This window comes from Pseudorhodoferax sp., from assembly GCF_047601025.1.
GTDB lineage: Bacteria > Pseudomonadota > Gammaproteobacteria > Burkholderiales > Burkholderiaceae_C > Pseudorhodoferax.
The window spans coordinates 3,234,768-3,251,570 of sequence record NZ_JASGJZ010000001.1 but is presented as its reverse complement, the minus strand read 5'-3'; the positions used below and the strand labels follow the sequence as shown (position 1 = coordinate 3,251,570).

Annotated in this window: 15 protein-coding genes and 1 pseudogene; 12 read left to right on the top strand and 4 right to left on the bottom strand. The window is 70.0% G+C overall.

The window, feature by feature from the left end:
• The first annotated feature begins 121 nt into the window (after positions 1–121).
• The 8 genes and pseudogenes from QM782_RS15245 (at position 122) to cobA (ending at position 10,192) form a co-directional block, all read left to right on the top strand.
• Positions 122–1,378 (top strand): CmpA/NrtA family ABC transporter substrate-binding protein, encoded by a 1,257-nt coding sequence (locus QM782_RS15245; RefSeq protein ID WP_415203750.1) that lies wholly within the window; start codon positions 122–124, stop codon positions 1,376–1,378.
• Between the two features lie 11 nt (positions 1,379–1,389).
• Positions 1,390–2,313 (top strand): nitrate ABC transporter permease, encoded by a 924-nt coding sequence (gene ntrB, locus QM782_RS15240; RefSeq protein WP_415203749.1) that lies wholly within the window; start codon positions 1,390–1,392, stop codon positions 2,311–2,313.
• Positions 2,307–3,113 (top strand): ABC transporter ATP-binding protein, encoded by an 807-nt coding sequence (locus tag QM782_RS15235; RefSeq protein WP_415205657.1) that lies wholly within the window; start codon positions 2,307–2,309, stop codon positions 3,111–3,113. Before ntrB ends, QM782_RS15235 begins: the two co-directional genes overlap by 7 nt.
• Positions 3,114–3,124: 11 nt before the next feature.
• The gene (locus QM782_RS15230) at positions 3,125–4,000 is read left to right on the top strand and encodes a GAF domain-containing protein (protein ID WP_415203748.1); all 876 of its coding nucleotides are present in this window, start codon (positions 3,125–3,127) and stop codon (positions 3,998–4,000) included.
• Positions 4,001–4,025: 25 nt separating this feature from the next.
• A pseudogene (locus QM782_RS15225) lies at positions 4,026–5,399 on the top strand (FAD-dependent oxidoreductase); the annotation flags it as partial.
• A 191-nt stretch (positions 5,400–5,590) separates the two neighbouring features.
• On the top strand, positions 5,591–8,395 hold the full coding sequence (locus QM782_RS15220; RefSeq protein WP_415203747.1) for a molybdopterin-dependent oxidoreductase: 2,805 nt from the start codon (positions 5,591–5,593) through the stop codon (positions 8,393–8,395).
• 70 nt (positions 8,396–8,465) lie between these two features.
• On the top strand, positions 8,466–9,374 hold the full coding sequence (gene ybiB / locus QM782_RS15215; protein WP_415203746.1) for a DNA-binding protein YbiB: 909 nt from the start codon (positions 8,466–8,468) through the stop codon (positions 9,372–9,374).
• Between the two features lie 2 nt (positions 9,375–9,376).
• Positions 9,377–10,192 carry a uroporphyrinogen-III C-methyltransferase gene (cobA, locus tag QM782_RS15210; RefSeq protein WP_415205656.1) on the top strand — a complete coding sequence of 272 codons (816 nt, stop codon included), beginning with the start codon at positions 9,377–9,379 and terminating at the stop codon, positions 10,190–10,192.
• Positions 10,193–10,217: 25 nt separating this feature from the next.
• Here the strand turns inward: cobA and QM782_RS15205 are convergent, their stop codons facing one another.
• The 4 genes from QM782_RS15205 to QM782_RS15190 form a co-directional block, all read right to left on the bottom strand.
• Positions 10,218–10,787, bottom strand: a complete 570-nt coding sequence (locus tag QM782_RS15205) for a hypothetical protein (RefSeq protein ID WP_415203745.1) — start codon at positions 10,785–10,787, stop codon at positions 10,218–10,220.
• A gap of 132 nt (positions 10,788–10,919) precedes the next feature.
• Entirely contained in the window at positions 10,920–11,969 is a 1,050-nt protein-coding gene (locus QM782_RS15200; protein WP_415203744.1) for a nucleotidyltransferase family protein, read from the bottom strand.
• The gene (locus QM782_RS15195) at positions 11,966–12,868 is read right to left on the bottom strand and encodes an HprK-related kinase A (RefSeq protein WP_415203743.1); all 903 of its coding nucleotides are present in this window, start codon (positions 12,866–12,868) and stop codon (positions 11,966–11,968) included. Before QM782_RS15195 ends, QM782_RS15200 begins: the two co-directional genes overlap by 4 nt.
• Complete coding sequence (locus tag QM782_RS15190; RefSeq protein WP_415203742.1) at positions 12,865–13,152, bottom strand: HPr-rel-A system PqqD family peptide chaperone; 288 nt, start codon at positions 13,150–13,152, stop codon at positions 12,865–12,867. The genes QM782_RS15195 and QM782_RS15190 overlap by 4 nt, the downstream gene beginning before the upstream one ends.
• A 21-nt stretch (positions 13,153–13,173) precedes the next feature.
• Here QM782_RS15190 and QM782_RS15185 point away from each other — a divergent pair, with 21 nt between their 5' ends.
• The 4 genes from QM782_RS15185 to QM782_RS15170 all read left to right on the top strand — a co-directional run bounded on the left by QM782_RS15185 (position 13,174) and on the right by QM782_RS15170 (position 16,800).
• Positions 13,174–14,382, top strand: coding sequence for an NAD(P)/FAD-dependent oxidoreductase (locus QM782_RS15185; RefSeq protein WP_415203741.1), 1,209 nt, complete (start codon positions 13,174–13,176; stop codon positions 14,380–14,382).
• A gap of 119 nt (positions 14,383–14,501) precedes the next feature.
• A complete protein-coding gene (gene rpsU / locus QM782_RS15180) occupies positions 14,502–14,714 on the top strand; it encodes a 30S ribosomal protein S21 (RefSeq protein WP_415203740.1) in 213 nt (70 codons plus the stop codon).
• Between the two features lie 89 nt (positions 14,715–14,803).
• Positions 14,804–15,268: a GatB/YqeY domain-containing protein gene (locus QM782_RS15175; protein WP_415203739.1), complete on the top strand. Its 465-nt coding sequence runs from the start codon at positions 14,804–14,806 to the stop codon at positions 15,266–15,268.
• Between the two features lie 83 nt (positions 15,269–15,351).
• The gene (locus QM782_RS15170; RefSeq protein ID WP_415203738.1) at positions 15,352–16,800 is read left to right on the top strand and encodes a DUF6600 domain-containing protein; all 1,449 of its coding nucleotides are present in this window, start codon (positions 15,352–15,354) and stop codon (positions 16,798–16,800) included.
• Positions 16,801–16,803 lie beyond the last annotated feature (3 nt).

The following is a 16,803-nucleotide window of genomic DNA, read 5'->3' as shown; positions in this document are numbered from 1 at the left end:
TGTTCCCCGGCTTCCAGCCCCATGGACAACGGCGTCCATCCCTCGTCTGCGCAGGTGCGCGGGTGCGGGATGGACGCCGTTTCGTTTTCCGCCCCGCTTGTCGATCCCAGGAGTTCGCCCCATGACCCTTCCAGCCTCCCCTCGCCCCGCGCCGGCGCGCCGGGACTTCCTCCGCCGGGCCGGCGCCGCCGGCGCGACGGCGCTGCTCGGCGACCTGGCCGCGCGCGGCGCCTGGGCCGCCGGCTCGGACGCGCCCGAGCGCAAGGAGGTCAGGATCGGCTTCATCCCGCTGACCGACTGCGCCAGCGTGGTCATGGCTTCGGTGCTGGGCATCGACCAGAAGTACGGCGTCAAGATCATCCCCAGCAAGGAGGCCAGCTGGCCCGCGGTGCGCGACAAGCTGCTCAACGGCGAGAACCAGTTCAGCCACATCCTGTACGGCCAGTTGCTCGGCCTGCACGTGGGCATCGGCGGCAACAAGACCGCCATGGCCAGCCTGATGACGCTGAACCGCAACGGCCAGGCCATCACGCTGTCGAAGAAGCTGGCCGACCGAGGCGCCACCGACGGCGCGACGCTGGCCAAACTCATGGCCACGGAGAAGCGCGAATACACCTTCGCGCAGACCTTTCCGACCGGCACGCACGCGATGTGGCTGTACTACTGGCTGGCAGCCCACGGCGTGCACCCGCTGCAGGGCGCCAAGATCATCACCGTGCCGCCGCCGCAGATGGTGGCCAACATGCGCGTGGGCAACATGGACGGCTTCTGCGTCGGCGAACCCTGGGGCCAGCGCGCCATCATGGACGGCGTCGGCATCACCGCCACCACCACGCAGGCGATCTGGAAGAACCATCCCGAGAAGGTGCTGGGCACCACCGCCGCCTTCGCCGCCGCCAACCCGAACACCTGCCGCGCCGTCGCGGCCGCGATCCTGGAAGCCGGCCGCTGGATCGACGCCTCGCTGTCCAACAAGCAGAAGATGGCCGAGACCATCGCCGCGCGCTCGTACGTGAACACCGACAAGGCCGCCATCGTCGACCGCATCCTGGGCCGCTACGACAACGGCCTGGGCAAGAGCTGGGACGACCCCGACCACATGAAGTTCTACGACGAGGGCCAGGCCACCTACCCCTACCTGTCCGACGCGATGTGGTTCCTGACGCAGCACAAGCGCTGGGGCCTGCTGAACGCGCACCCTGACTACCTGGGCGTGGCGCGCGAGGTCAACCGCATCGACCTGTACAGGCAGGCCGCGGCAGCCTCGAAGACACCGCTGCCCTCCAGCAACCTGCGCAGCAGCAAGCTGGTCGACGGCGTGGTCTGGGACGGCAAGGATCCGGCCAGGTACGCCGACGGCTTCGCCATCAAGGCCTGAGGAGAACGACCATGGTATCTGCCGTCTTCCATGGCCCGCTGGAGGCCGCCACCGCGGCCCGCGCGGCCGCCGAGCCCAGCCGCGACCTGACCGCGCCCGCCAGCGCCGCGGCCGTGCCGGCCCCGCCCGCCGCCACCCGCAGGCGCGCCATCGACTGGCGCGGCCTGTGGCTGCGCGTGCTGCCGCCGGTGCTGGGCATGGGCTTTCTGGTGCTGGTCTGGGAATTGGTGGCGCACTTCAGCGGCAACAGCTTCCCGCGCCCGCTGGAGACCTGGCAGCAGGCGGTCGAGGTCTTCAGCGACCCGTTCTACCGCACCGGCCCGAACGACCAGGGCGTGGGCTGGAACGTGCTGGCCTCGCTGCAGCGCGTGGGCCTGGGCTTCGGCCTGGCGGCGCTGGTCGGCATTCCGTTGGGCTTCCTGATCGGGCGCTTCGCCTTCCTGTCGCGCATGTTCAACCCGCTGATCAGCCTGCTGCGCCCGGTCTCGCCGCTGGCCTGGCTGCCGATCGGCCTGCTGATCTTCAAGGGCGCCAACCCAGCCGCGATCTGGACCATCTTCATCTGCTCGATCTGGCCCATGGTCATCAACACCGCCGTCGGCGTGCAACGTGTGCCGCAGGACTACATGAACGTGGCGCGCGTGCTGAACCTGTCCGAATGGAAGATCGCCACCAAGATCCTGCTGCCGGCCGTGCTGCCCTACATGCTGACCGGCGTGCGCCTGGCCGTCGGCACGGCCTGGCTGGTGATCGTGGCGGCCGAGATGCTGACCGGCGGCGTGGGCATCGGCTTCTGGGTCTGGGACGAGTGGAACAACCTGAACGTCAAGAACATCCTCATCGCCATCTTCGTGATCGGCATCGTCGGGCTGCTGCTCGAACTCGCGCTGGTCAAGCTGGCCTCGGCCTTCACCTTCGAGGAGGTCCAATCGTGAACGATCCGAAGTACATCGACATCCAGGGCGTCGAGCAGCGCTTCAAGACCGCGCGCGGCCCGTTCACCGCGCTGCGCGACATCCGCCTGACGGTGGCCAAGGGCGAGTTCGTCGCGCTGATCGGCCACTCGGGCTGCGGCAAGTCCACGCTGCTGAACCTGATCGCCGGCCTGACCCGCCCGACCCAGGGCGTGCTGCTGTGCGCGGACAAGGAGATCGCCGGCCCCGGCCCGGAGCGCGCCGTGGTGTTCCAGAACCATTCGCTGCTGCCCTGGCTGACCTGCTTCGAGAACATCCACCTGGGCGTGGAGCGGGTGTTCGGCGACCGCGAGACCAGAAGCCAGCTGCGCCAGCGCACCGACGCCGCGCTGGCCCTGGTCGGCCTGGCGCATGCCGCCCACAAGCGGCCCGGCGAGATCTCCGGCGGCATGAAGCAGCGCGTGGGCATCGCGCGTGCGCTGGCCATGGAACCCAAGGTGCTGCTGATGGACGAGCCCTTCGGCGCGCTGGACGCGCTGACGCGCGCCAAGCTGCAGGACGAGCTGCTGGCCATCGTGCAGAAGACCCGCAGCACCGTGGTCATGGTCACGCACGACGTCGACGAGGCCGTGCTGCTGTCCGACAAGATCGTGATGATGACCAACGGCCCGGCCGCCACCATCGGCGAGGTGCTGACGGTGAACCTGCCGCGCCCGCGCCGGCGCGTGGAACTGGCCGAGGACCGCCACTACGTGATGTACCGCAAGGCGGTGATCGACTTCCTCTACACGCGGCAGGCCCACGTCGAGAAGGCCGCCTGAAGGAAACGGCCATGCAGAAGAACACCTTCATCCGCGCGATCGAGTACTGGCGGCCCAGCGCCGACGGCACGCTGCTCGAGTTCGGCGGCGGGCTGTTCGGCGGTGCCACGTGCCTGCAGGCCGCCACCGAGCAGCTGTGCTTCGGCCGCGGCGAGGGCCTGCCCGGCCAGGCCTGGGAACAGGGCCGCCCGATCGTGCTCAAGGACCTGGAGCACTCCTACTTCCGGCGCGGCGCGGCGGCACGCGCCGAGGGCCTGAGCTGCGGCATCGCGCTGCCGGTGTTCGCCGGCGCGCAGCTGCGCGCCGTGGCCGTGCTGTTCTGCGGCGACGACGCGGCCCATGCCGGCGCCATCGAACTGTGGGCCAACCGGCCCGGGGACTCGGCCGACCTGACGCTGGTCGACGGCTACTACGGCACCACCGGCGACACCTTCGAATTCATCTCGCGCGCCACCGCGTTCCGCCGCGGCACCGGCCTGCCCGGCCTGGCCTGGCAGGCGCAGCGCCCGGTGTTCCTGCCCGACCTGGGCAAGGGCTCGGGCTTTCTGCGCGCCGACAGCGCGGTCAAGGTCGGCATCAACCGCGGCTTCGCGATGCCGGCCTCGTCCACCGACGGCGCGGACTACGTCGTGGCCTTCCTGTCGGCGCTGGACACGCCGATCGCGCGCGGCGTGGCGGTCTGGGAAGCCGCCGCGGCCGGCCCGCAGTGCCGCTTCGCGTTCTCCGAAGCCGAGGGCGTGCGCGACGCCGCGGCGCCCACGCTGCTTGCCGACGCCTGCGTGGCCGAGGCGCTGCGCACCGGCCAACCCGGCGTGGCCGGCAACGCCATCGCGCTGCCGGTCGCCCCGCAGGGGCACCTGACCTCGGTCCTGCACCTGGTCTTCTAGACCCCTCACCGCAGCGGAGAACCCCATGCAGAAGAGAAAACTGGTCCTGGTGGGCAACGGCATGGCCGGCGTGCGCGGGGTGGAAGAACTGATCAAGCTGGCGCCCGAGCTGTACGAGATCACGGTGTTCGGCACCGAGCCGCACCCCAACTACAACCGCATCCTGCTGTCGCCGGTGCTGGCCGGCGAGCAGACCGTCGAGCAGATCGTGCTGAACAGCTGGGAGTGGTATGCGGAGCACGGGATCACGCTGCACGCCGGCTGCACCGTCACGGCGGTCGACCGCGTGCGGCGCGTCGTGCACGCCGAGCGGCCGGACGGGACGGTGGTCGAGGCCGGCTACGACCGGCTGCTGCTGGCCACCGGGTCCAACCCCTTCATCCTGCCGGTGCCCGGCAAGGGCCTGCGGGGCGTGGTCGCCTACCGCGACATCGCCGACACCAACGCGATGATCGAGGCCGCCAGAACGCACCGGCACGCGGTCGTCATCGGCGGCGGCCTGCTCGGCCTGGAAGCGGCCAACGGCCTGGTGCTGCGCGGCATGGACGTGACCGTGGTGCACGTGAACGCCTGGCTGCTGGAGCGCCAGCTGGACGACGTGGCCGCCGGCATGCTGCGCAAGTCGCTGGAGCAGCGCGGCCTGCGCTTCCTGCTGAACACCCAGACGCAGGAACTGGTCGGCGATGCGCAGGGGCGCGTGCAGCGCGTGCGCTTCAAGGACGGCAGCGAAGTGCCCGCCGACCTCGTCGTGATGGCCGTGGGCATCCGCCCCAACATCGCGCTGGCGCAGCAGATGCGCCTGCACTGCGAACGCGCCGTCGTGGTCAACGACACCATGCAGACCGTGACCGACCCGCGCATCTACGCCGTCGGCGAATGCGCGCAGCACCGCGGCATCGCCTACGGCCTGGTGGCGCCGCTGTTCGAGCAGGGCAAGGTCGCGGCCAACCACCTGGCGCAGTTCGGCATCGGCCGCTACCAGGGCTCGCAGACCTCCACCAAGCTCAAGGTCACCGGCATCGACCTGTTCTCCGCCGGCGACTTCATGGGCGGCGGCGGCGCCGAGGAGATCGTCATGAGCGATCCGTTCGGCGGCGTCTACAAGAAGCTGGTGATCCGCGACGACAAGCTGGTCGGCGCCTGCCTGTACGGCGACACCGTGGACGGCAGCTGGTACTTCCGGCTGCTGCGCGAGGGCCGCAGCATCGCCGGCATCCGCGACCAGTTGATGTTCGGCGAGTCCAACATCGGCCACGCCGAGCACACCGAGCACACCGAGCACACCGAGCACGATAGCGCCGCCGCCGCGGCCGACGACGCCGAGGTCCGCGGCTGCAACGGCGTGTCCAAGAGCACCGGCTGCACGGCGATCCAGGACAAGGGCCTGTTCACGCTGGACCTGATCAGCACCTGGCCCCGGGAAGCCAGGGACGCCCCGCAGAACCGCTGCATCACCGCGCTGAACGCCGTGCAGACCGCGGCACGCTCCACCGGCCCCTGCTGCGATGCCGCCGCCGACACGGCGGATCGCGGTGCGGGCATCGGAGACACCGCCGCAGGGGCCAGGCCTTCCCAGGCGCGGCATCCGGCATGAGCGACGCACCGCGCGAGACACGCTCCACCTGCCCCTACTGCGGCGTGGGCTGCGGCGTGATCATCGAGACCCAGGGCGCGCAGATCACCGGCGTGCGCGGCGACCCCGAGCACCCGGCCAACTTCGGCCGGCTGTGCACCAAGGGCTCCACGCTGCACCTGACGGCCAGCGCCGAGGTCACGCGCCAGGCGCGGCTGCTGCAGCCGATGCGGCGGCCGACGCGCGGCGCAGCGGCCGAAGCCGTCGCCTGGGACGATGCGCTGGACTTCGCCGCCGACCGCTTCGCGCAGGTCATCGGCGAGCACGGGCCGGACGCGGTCGGCTTCTACCTGTCCGGCCAGCTGCTGACCGAGGACTACTACGTCTTCAACAAGCTGGCCAAGGGCCTGGTCGGCACCAACAACCTGGACACCAACTCGCGCCTGTGCATGAGCAGCGCCGTGGCCGGCTACAAGCAGACGCTGGGGGCCGACGCGCCGCCGGCCTGCTACGAGGACTTCGGCCACGCCGACTGCCTGTTCATCGCCGGCAGCAACACGGCCTGGGCCCATCCGATCCTGTTCCGCCGCATCGAGGACGCCAAGCGCGCCAACCCGGCCCTGCGGATCGTCGTCGTCGACCCGCGCCGTACCGACACCTGCGAGATCGCCGACCTGCACCTGGCGCTGGCGCCCGGCACCGACGTGATGCTGTTCCACGGCATGCTGCACCTGATGCTGCGGCAGGGCTGGACGCGGCCGGACTACATCGCCGCCCACACCGCGGGCTTCGAGGCGCTGAAGGCCGTGGTGCGCGACTGCACGCCGGACCAGGTGGCCCGGGTCTGCGGCATCGCGCCGGACGACCTGCTGCAGGCCGCCCGGCTGTTCGCGACCTCCGGCGCCACGCTGAGCCTGTACTGCATGGGGCTGAACCAGTCGTCCAGCGGCACGGCCAAGAACGCGGCGCTGATCAACCTGCACCTCGCGACCGCGCAGATCGGACGGCCGGGCGCCGGCCCGTTCTCGCTGACCGGCCAGCCCAACGCGATGGGCGGGCGCGAGGTCGGCGGCCTGTCCAACCTGCTGCCGGCACATCGCGACCTGGCCAACCCCGACCACCGCGCCGAGGTCGCCGCGTTCTGGGGCGTGGACCACATCCCCGCGGTCCCCGGCAAGAGCGCGATCGAGATGTTCCAGGCCGCCGCCGACGGCGAGATCCGCGCACTGTGGATCGCCTGCACCAACCCGGCCCAGTCCATGCCCGACCAGGCCACGGTGCGCCGCGCGCTGGAACGCGCCGAATGCGTCGTGGTACAGGAGGCGTTCGCCGGCACCGCCACCTGCGCGTTCGCCGACCTGCTGCTGCCGGCCACCAGCTGGGGCGAGAAGGAAGGCACCGTCACCAACAGCGAGCGCCGCATCTCGCGCGTGCGCGCCGCCGTGCCGCCGCCCGGGCAGGCGCACCACGACTGGGCCATCGCGGTCGGCTTCGCACGCCGGCTGGCGGCGCGGCTGGGCCACGGCGCGGCGCTGTTCCCGTACCAGACGCCGGAGGCGGTGTGGAACGAGCACCGGGCCAGCACGCGCGGCCGCGACCTGGACATCACCGGCATGGACTACGCGATGCTCGAACGCACGCCGCTGCAATGGCCGTTGCGCCCGGGCCAGGCCACCGGCGCCGCCCGGCTGTACACCGACGGCGTCTTCGCCACCGGCGACGGCCGGGCCCGCTTCGCCGCCACGTCGTACCAAGCGGTGGCCGAGCCGCGCGACGCGCGCTACCCGTTCTCGCTGAACACCGGCCGCCTGCGCGACCAGTGGCATGGCATGAGCCGCACCGGCACGCTGGGGCGCCTGTTCGGCCACGTGCCCGAGCCGGTGGTGCAGATGCACCCGCAGGACATGGCGCGCCACGGCCTGCAGGACGGCGACCTCGTACAGCTGCGCTCGCGCCGCGGCGGCATCGTCGTGCCGGTCGCCGCGAGTACCGACCTGGGCCTGTCGCAGGTCTTCATGGCCATGCACTGGGGTCCCGAATACCTGGGCGGGCGCGGCCACGACGGAACGCCGCTGGCCGGCGTGAACGCGCTGACGACGCCGGCGCACTGCCCGGTCTCCAAACAGCCCGAGCTCAAGCACACGCCGGTGCGGATCGAGAAGGCGGAACTGCCCTGGGCGCTGCTGGCCATGGCCTGGCTGCCGCAGGACCGCGTGCTCGCCGTGCGGGCGCAGCTGCGCGCGCTGGCCGACGCCCTGCCGTTCGCGAGTTGCGTGCCGTTCGGCGCGGCCGGCGCGCCGGCCGCGGACGGCCGGTCCGGCCAGCGCAGCGGGGTGCTGTTGCGCGCCGCGGCCACGCAGGCGCCCGATGCCGCGCTGCTGGCGCAGGTCGAGCAACTGCTCGGCCTGACCGGTGCCGACACGCTGCGCTATGCCGACGCGCACCGCGGCCACCGACGCGCCGTGCGCCTGCGCCGCGACGGCGCGCTGGCGCACGTCGAAGCCGTGCTGCTGGCCGGCGACACGCGCGCCGAGCAATGGCTCCGCACCCTGCTGCAGGACCAGCTCCCGGCGCAGGACTACGGCCGCCAGCTGCTCGCGCTGCAGGCGCAGCCGCCGGCCGGTGTCGCAGCGCGCGGCAAGCTCGTGTGCAACTGCTTCGGCGTCGCCGAAGCCGCGATCGCGCAGCATCTGGCGCACAGCGAAGGCAGCGAGGACGAGCGCCTGGCCGCTCTGCAGCAGGCGCTGCAATGCGGCACCAACTGCGGCTCCTGCATCCCCGAACTCAGGCGCATGGTGCGCGCCGCCGCGCTGCCGGCATGACCCTCCTCGGCGCCACGGCATAAGCGACCTCGCGGATCGGCATAAGCACTGCAAGACAATCGCCGGACCCATGGGAATTGCGCACTACATCAAGGAAATCGGCCGCGGCGCGCGCGGCGCCAAGCCGCTGGCCCGCGAACAGGCGGCCGACCTGTTCGGCCAGGTGCTGGACGGCCAGGTCACCGACCTGGAGATCGGCGCCTTTTGCCTGGCCATGCGCGTGAAGGGCGAGACCACGCCGGAGATGGCCGGCTTCCTCGACGCCACGCACGCGCGGCTGGCACGGCTGCCGGCCAGCGAGCGGCCCGTCGTCGTGCTGCCGAGCTACAACGGCGCGCGCAAGCTGCCGGTGCTGACGCCGCTGCTGGCGCTGCTGCTGGCGCGTGAAGGGCTACCGGTACTGGTGCACGGCCACGCCACCGAACCGAGCCGCGTGCCGGCCAGCGACGTGCTGGCGCTGCTGGGCGTGGCGCCACTGGCAGCGCCACGCCGCATCGCCTGCGGCGAGGTCGCCGTGCTGCCTACCGCCCGGCTGCACGCCGGCCTGGCCCGCCTGCTGGACGTGCGCCGCGTGGTCGGCCTGCGCAATGCCGGCCACAGCGTCGTCAAGCTGATGCAGCCGGTGGACGGGCCGGCCGTGGTCGTCGGCAGCTACACGCATCCGGCCTTCGCGACGGTGATGGCCGAGCTGTTCGAACTGCTGGACATGACGGCCCTGCTGTCGCGCGGGCTGGAAGGCGAGGTCGTGAGCGACCCGCGCCGCACGCCGCAGCTCGACGGCTTCGTCCGCGGCGCCCATCGCGTGCTGCAGGCGCAGGCCCCCGGCACGCTGGCCGAGGTGCCGGGCCTGCCCGCAGCCATCGACGCCGCCAGCACGGCCGACTACACGCGCCGCGTGCTGGCCGGCGAACTGCCGGTACCGCCCGCCATCGGCGCGCAGGTGGCCGCCATCCTGCAATTGAGTACGACCCACGCATGAACATGAACGACAACACCCCTTCCCCCCGCGGCAGCTGCACCCTGGTCGGCGCAGGCCCCGGCGACCCCGAACTGCTGACCATCAAGGCCGTCAAGGCCATCCGGGCCGCCACCGTGCTGCTGGTCGACGACCTGGTCCACGACGACGTGCTGGCCTGGGCCCGGCCCGACGCGCGCATCGTGCACGTCGGCAAGCGCGGCGGCTGCAAGAGCACGCCGCAGGCCTTCATCGAGAAGCTGATGATCGCGGCCGTGCGCGAAGGCGAGCAGGTCGTGCGGCTCAAGGGCGGCGATCCGTTCATCTTCGGGCGTGGCGGCGAGGAGGTGGAACACCTGCGCGCGGCCGGCATCGACTGCCAGGTCGTCAACGGCATCACCGCCGGGCTGGCGGCCGTGACCGCGCTGGGCGTGCCGCTGACGCATCGCGACCATGCGCACGGCGTGGTGTTCATGACCGGCCATGCCAAGCCGGGCCACCAGCCCACCGATTGGCCGCTGGTGGGCGCCAGCGTCCGGACGCTGGGCCTGACGCTCGTGGTCTACATGGGCATCGGCCGCGTCGCCGACTTGCAGCAAGGATTGCTGCAGAGCCTGCCAGCCACGACGCCTGTGGCGGTCGTCAAGAACGCCAGCCTGGCGCATCAACAGCATTGCGTGACGACGCTGGCCGCGTTGCAGCACGCCATCGTGCGCAACGAACTGGGCAGCCCGGCCGTCATCGTCGTCGGGGATGTCGTTCGCGGCGTGCAATGCCTGTCATCGGCTTCATCATCGCCGCTTGAAGAAATTGCCCAAAAAAAAGCCCTCAACATGCGTTGAGGGCTTTTGCTGCATCTAGACGCCGTCAGGCATTTACCCCGCCTGCCAGCAGCATCAGATAGGTCTCGACCTGCGGCTTGTTCCAACTCTTGCCATTGCGCTCGAAACTCGCGCGCTGGCCAGCAACCACGGAGAACAGTTCTTCCACATCTGCCGCCGAGACGTGATAGTCTGGATATCTGCTTGCATTCAGATAAACGACCATGGTCAGTACGACCATATCTTTGCCAGCAGATCCATACGAAACACCATCCGCGGCCCAGAGAATCTGGTGAATCGTCGCGCCGACAGACGATCCATTCGAAGACTCGAACTTCACGCCAAACCATTCCGGCGCCGATTCGGCTGCTTTGGGGCCGTTGGCGACATATTCTTGCTGCCAATCGGCCAAGGACATGAAACCACTGCTGCAGTTCGTATCACCCGTGGCTTTGCCAGGAGATGTGTTACCCGACATCACACCCGAGATGGTGCAGCCGTAGGTCGCCCCCAGCGCGTTCTTCGTGCTGATCGACGCCAGCACCGTCGGAACGGCGAATGCCCCTTTCGCGAGGCGCCTGCGTCCAGGGGACCGGGGTGCTTCTGAATCATTCATGCTTGTTGCTTCCAGGAGAGGGATCGATGATGAAATAAGCAAATTCGGCGCCAGCCCACTGTTTCCTTATGGATCAAGAGGCTAGACATCCGTATGGCCAGGCTCGAACACCACTTGTCAAGTCCACCGACACTAGGCGACAGCCTCCTGACGGCTGCGCACCGCCTGGTGCAGGAGGTGCGGCACCAGCAGCCGCACGGGCATGCGCAGCCAGTGACTGCGGACATAGAGCAGCCCCTCGGCGCTGCCGGTCAGCGGGCCCGCCATGGTGTGGTGCGCAGAGCGGATCGCTTCCAGAAACAGCTGCTCCATCCAGCGCCGCCTGCGCAGGGCGGCACCGGATGGAAATGGCGTATCGAATACGCGCCCCGCGCACGAAACCGCGTACGTCAGGGGAATTTCCAGATTCAGAATCCGTGCGCGCTGCACCAGCGCATCCGCCGTTCCTTCTTCCAAGTAGGCGCGCAAAAGCAGATCGAGATCGCTCAAATCCCGCAGGCCATGCCGCCATTCTCCTTCATGGAACAGATGGCAGGCGGAATGCAGTATTTGGTCCGCGAGTGACGGAACATGCATATTCCGGAACCCGGCGATCGGCACCCGTGCGTCAAAAATCGGCGCCGGATCGACTCTGATACGCGCCGTCTCCGGAAGAATGTTGTGGTGGACGTCCAGCGTCGTCTCACGGCGATAATGCACCAGCGGCGGTATTTCGTGCATCCACTTCCTGTAGTAGCGCTGGTCATATTCGCTCGTCTTCGCGCTGACCCAGCCGCTCACGTGCAGGGCATCTTCGACCGCAGCGAGCCCGGATCTCGGAACGAGGATGTCGATATCCGAGAACGTGCGGCCGAGTGCGGCTGCGCCTTGGGCCAGCACGTAGGCCGCGCCCTTCAGCAGCAGCACGGGATGGTCGATGGCTGCCAGCGCATGCGCCATGCGGTCGACCTCCCATCGCACCGCACCGTGCTGCTTGCGGACGATGCTGTCCATCGCCGTGAGGTGACGGTGGACCGGCGGCGGCACGTCGATGCCCGCTTGCCGGATCACGGCACCCAAGCGCCCCAGCAACTGGCTGGACCGCGCCTGCCGAAGCACCAGATCCCAGTCCGCGAGGCTGAACGTGGCCATCACCGAGGGCTGCCGCAAGGCCCGGATCAGCGGCGCGTCGAGCCACGTCATCGCGTCAATCCATCGAACGTGGCGATGGCGTCCGCAAGCCGCGAATAGCGGAAGTCATAGCACTCGCACCGGTCGATCAGGTCTGCCATCAGGTCGAAGCCCAGGCTGCCCAACACTTCGTAGTTGAACGCATGGCCCGCCGCCTGCATGAAGGCCTTGGCCTTGTCGCAGCGCACCAGTTCCGCATCGCTGCCCTCCTTCCATTGCGGGTGGACGATGAATGCGGGCATCGCCGTCACGTCGACCCCCATGACGCTGGCGGTCGGAGGCTTCAGATGGGCCACCGTCCCTTTGTGGGTATCCCGTGCCATGTCGCCCAGCACCGCCTCGGCAGAAAAGCCGCGCACGATGTCGATCGACCGGTTCTTCAAGCTGACGGGCCGGGCCAGCGGCACCAGTCTGCCCGTGCTCCTGTCGATCAGCGCCATCTCGTCCGACAGCAGCCGGTAGCCGCTGAGCGCCAATGCAGCGGTCAGCGTGCTCTTGCCGGCGCCGGGGTGGCCAGGCAGGACGATCGCCTGGCCGTTGCGCTCCAGCACCGCAGCATGCAGCAGCAGGTAGTGGTGCGCATGCGCGGCAATGCACCAGTTCAGCCCCCATTCCAGCAAGGGGTAGGCATGGTCCAGCGCCAAGGGCTTGAACGGCTCGAAGCCATCGAACCGGAAGGTCACCTGCGGCCGCCAGTACCGCCGCAGCCCCCCCACGCGATCGACACGGATGCTGAAATCGCAGAACCCCTGGTCGTCGAACACTTCGAAGTCGGCGTACAGCCGCCTCAGGCCGCGCAGCACCCCCTCCGTTCTGGAGGCGATCCGACACCGGAAAGGGCCGGTCGCGAGAATCAATCCTTCTTCGAGCGCAGTCTGCAGCGACGCCTCGGGCAGATCCTTCAGCCTCATGCCAGCCGGTGCACGATGCCCAGCCTGTGCATCGACGTCAGGGAGGTGTGCACATCGTCGATGTGCAGATCGATGCCCTCGGACAAGGCTGCGGCGGTCCACGCCTCGCCCTGCATCAGGCATTGCAGCATCGATCCGACCAGGCCCGGGACGCGGTGCGTATCTCCGGCAGCGCCGTGGTAGACGATGCATTCGTCCTCCCAGAAGCGCAGCTTCAACTGCGCGTCGGCGTCGATCTGCCATCGCACATCGGCGTCGGGCTGTAGGGTCGGGTCATGTGTCACGGCGCCGAGGATACTCGCGATATGCAAACATTCGACGCCGTCGTCGTCGGCGCCGGCGCTGCCGGATTGTTCTGCGCCAGCGTGGCAGGCCAGCGCGGCGTCCGGGTTCTGCTGCTGGACCACAGCGCCAAGGTGGCGGAGAAGATCCGCATTTCCGGCGGCGGCCGCTGCAATTTCACCAACCGGGATATCGACCCGCGCGCGCCGCAGCAGCACTTCGTCGGAGACAACCCGCAGTTCTGCCGCTCCGCGCTCGCCCGCTACACGCCGCCGCAGTTCCTCGCGCTGCTGCAGCGCCACGGCATCGCCTGGCACGAGAAACACAAGGGGCAGCTGTTCTGCGACGGATCGTCCCAGCAGATCATCGACATGCTGCTGCTGGAGTGCGCAGAAGGACACGTCCAGCACTGGCAGCCCTGCGCCGTCCACGAGATCACCCACGATGCCGGTGGCTACCGGCTCGCGACCGACCGCGGCCTGGTGCGCGCCCCACGCCTGGTCATCGCCACGGGAGGGCTGTCCATTCCGCAGATCGGCGCCAGCGACTACGGCTACCGCATCGCCCGCCAGTTCGGCCTGCGCGTGGTGCCCCCGCGCCCGGCGCTGGTTCCGCTGACCCTGGGTGGCGACGCGTGGAAACCGTATGCGGGACTGGCCGGTCTGGCCCTGCCGGTCGCGGTGGCGACGGGCTCCGGAAAGGCGCGGATCCAGTTCCATGAGGATCTGCTGTTCACCCACCGGGGCCTGTCCGGCCCTGCCGGGCTCCAGATCTCCAGCTACTGGCGGGAGGGGATGCCGCTCGTCGTCGACCTCGCGCCCGACGTCGCGCTGGCCACGGCACTGGCGGCCGCCAAGCACAGGTCGCTCAAGCGTGTCGCCAACGAACTGGCGCAGTGGCTGCCGGCACGCCTGGCCGAGGCCTGGACGGCGCAGGCGCCCCAACTGCAGCGCCCGATCAACGAAGTGCCGGACAAGGCCCTCGCCCAACTGGCGGACCGCCTGGCACGCTGGGAAATCACGCCCACCGGCACCGAGGGCTACCGCAAGGCCGAGGTCACGGCCGGCGGCGTGGACACGCGCGGCCTCTCCTCGCAGACCATGGAATCCAGGCAGCCGGGCCTGTACTTCATCGGCGAGGTGGTGGACGTGACCGGCTGGCTGGGCGGCTACAACTTCCAGTGGGCCTGGTCCAGCGCCTACTGTTGTGCACAAGCGCTGGCAGCCCGATAAAACAGGCTACAATATTTGGCTAACTCTGGCCTTCCCTCAGCGGGCCCGCAACAGATCAGTTGAGGACTCCCGGCCCGGGGCGCGATCTTGCCCGGCCACATCAGTCAACGTACCGCTACATGACCACCATTCGCGTTAAAGAAAACGAGCCGTTCGACGTGGCCCTGCGCCGCTTCAAGCGCACCATCGAGAAACTGGGCCTGCTGACCGACCTGCGCGCCCGCGAGTTCTACGAGAAGCCCACCGCCGAGCGCAAGCGCAAGAAGGCCGCCGCGATCAAGCGCCACTACAAGCGCGTGCGCAGCATGCAGCTGCCCAAGAAACTGTACTGAGCGCCGCAACCCGGCACCTGCCAGTTTCCAAGGCCCGCCCTGGTGCATCCAGCGCGGGCTTTTTCCATTCACAGGACGCACGAACCACCATGGAACCCACCACCTCCCCGCTCAAGGACCGCATCTCCCAGGACATGAAGGAGGCCATGCGCGCCAAGGAAACCGAGCGCCTGGCCACGATCCGCCTGCTGCTGGCCGCGCTGAAGCAAAAGGAAGTGGACGAGCGCATCGCGCTGGACGACGCCGCCGTGGTCGCCATCGTCGACAAGCTGATCAAGCAGCGCAAGGATTCGATCGCCGCCTTCCAGCAGGCCGGCCGCCAGGACCTGGCCGACAAGGAAGCCGCCGAAATGCAGGTGCTGCAGGCCTACCTGCCCGCGCGCATGGATGCCGAAGCCGTGCTGGCCGCCGTGCGCGCGCTGGTCGAGCAGCTGGGTGCCAAGGGACCGGGCGACATGGGCCGCGTGATGGCCGCCGCCAAGGCGCAGTTCGCCGGCAAGGCCGAGATGGGCCAGGTTTCGGCGGCGGTCAAGCAGGCGCTGGCCGGCGGCTGAACAGCTGCTTACAGCTGTTTGCACGGCTGCGGCGCACCGGCGGCGACCCTCGCGCGTTCCACACGGCACAAGGAGATTCCCCCATGGCTGCTGCAACGATCTGGAAGCGCACGGCGCTGGCCGCCCTGTTCGCCGTGCAGGCGCTCGCGGCCTGGGCCCAGGACCCGCCGGGCCGGATCGCCCGGCTGTCGGCGGCCGCGCACGGCGTGGAATGGGCCGCGCCGCAGCAGGCCTGGCAGGCGGCCGACCCGAACTGGCCGCTGGCCCGGGGCGACCGGCTGCGCGTGTCGCCCGGCAGCCGCGCCGAGCTGCATGCAGGCGCCCATGCATTGCGGCTGCAGGGGCCGGCCGAACTCGAGTTCACGGCCCTGGACGCGGACGAGCTGCGGCTGACGCTGCGGCAGGGCAGCCTGAACCTGCAGGTGCGTGAACGCGCGCCCGGCGAGCGCATCGAGGTCGATACCCAGAATCTGGCCCTGCTGGTCGAATCGCCCGGCGAGTTCCGCGTCGACGTCGATGCCGCCGGCGGCACGACCCGCGTGCTGGCGTACGCCGGCAGCGCCCAGCTGTTCGGCGAGAACGGCGAATCGGCCATGCTGCCCCCGGCCCGCCAGGCGCGCTATGCCGGCCGCGACCTCGCCGCCGTCGACCAGCGCGGCGCCGGCCCGCGCGACGGCCTGGACCAGTGGGCCGCCGACCGGCGCCTGGCGGAGGACCGTTCCGTCAGCGCCCAGTACCTCTCGCGCGAGACCATCGGCTACCAGGAACTCGACGCCTACGGCGAATGGGCCAGCGACGCGCAGTACGGCGCCGTCTGGTACCCGCGCGTCGCCAGCGCGGACTGGGCGCCGTACCGCCACGGCCAGTGGCGCTGGATCGCGCCCTGGGGCTGGACCTGGATGGAGGACGCGCGCTGGGGCTTCGCGCCCTTCCACTACGGCCGCTGGGTGCAGATCGGCCCGCGCTGGGCCTGGGCGCCCGGCCCGCGGACCTCGCGGCCCAGCTTCGCCCCCCGGCCGCCACCCGGTTTCGCCGGGCCGCCGCCGGGCGGAGCCATGCGCCCCGGCGGGCCGCCGCCCTTCCACGGCACCTCACGCGAACGCCCGCCGCCGCCAGGCCTGGGGTTGCCGCCGCCGTCGCCCGGCCTGGTCTCGAACGTGGAAGAGCAGCAGCGCCGCATGCGCTGGCAGCGGGAACAACAGCAGCGTGAGGAACAGCGCCGCCAGCAACAGGTGCAGGACGACCTGAATCGCCGCCACGAGCAGATCCGCCGGGACCAGCTGCAGCGCGAGTCCTTCATGCGCCAGCACCAGCGCACGCTGCAGGAGCAGCAGCCGGACCCGATGTGGCGGCAGCGGCAGCAGATGGACCGGCCGCCGCCCGGCCCGCCGGACCCGCAGCGCCAGCACGAGCGCTTCATGCGCGAGCAGCAGCGTGCACAACGCGAGCTGCAGCGCCCGCCGATGCAGCAGCCGCTGCCGCGCGACAACGCGCAGCCGGACCGCCGCCCGCCCTGGCGGCGCGAGCCCTGAGGC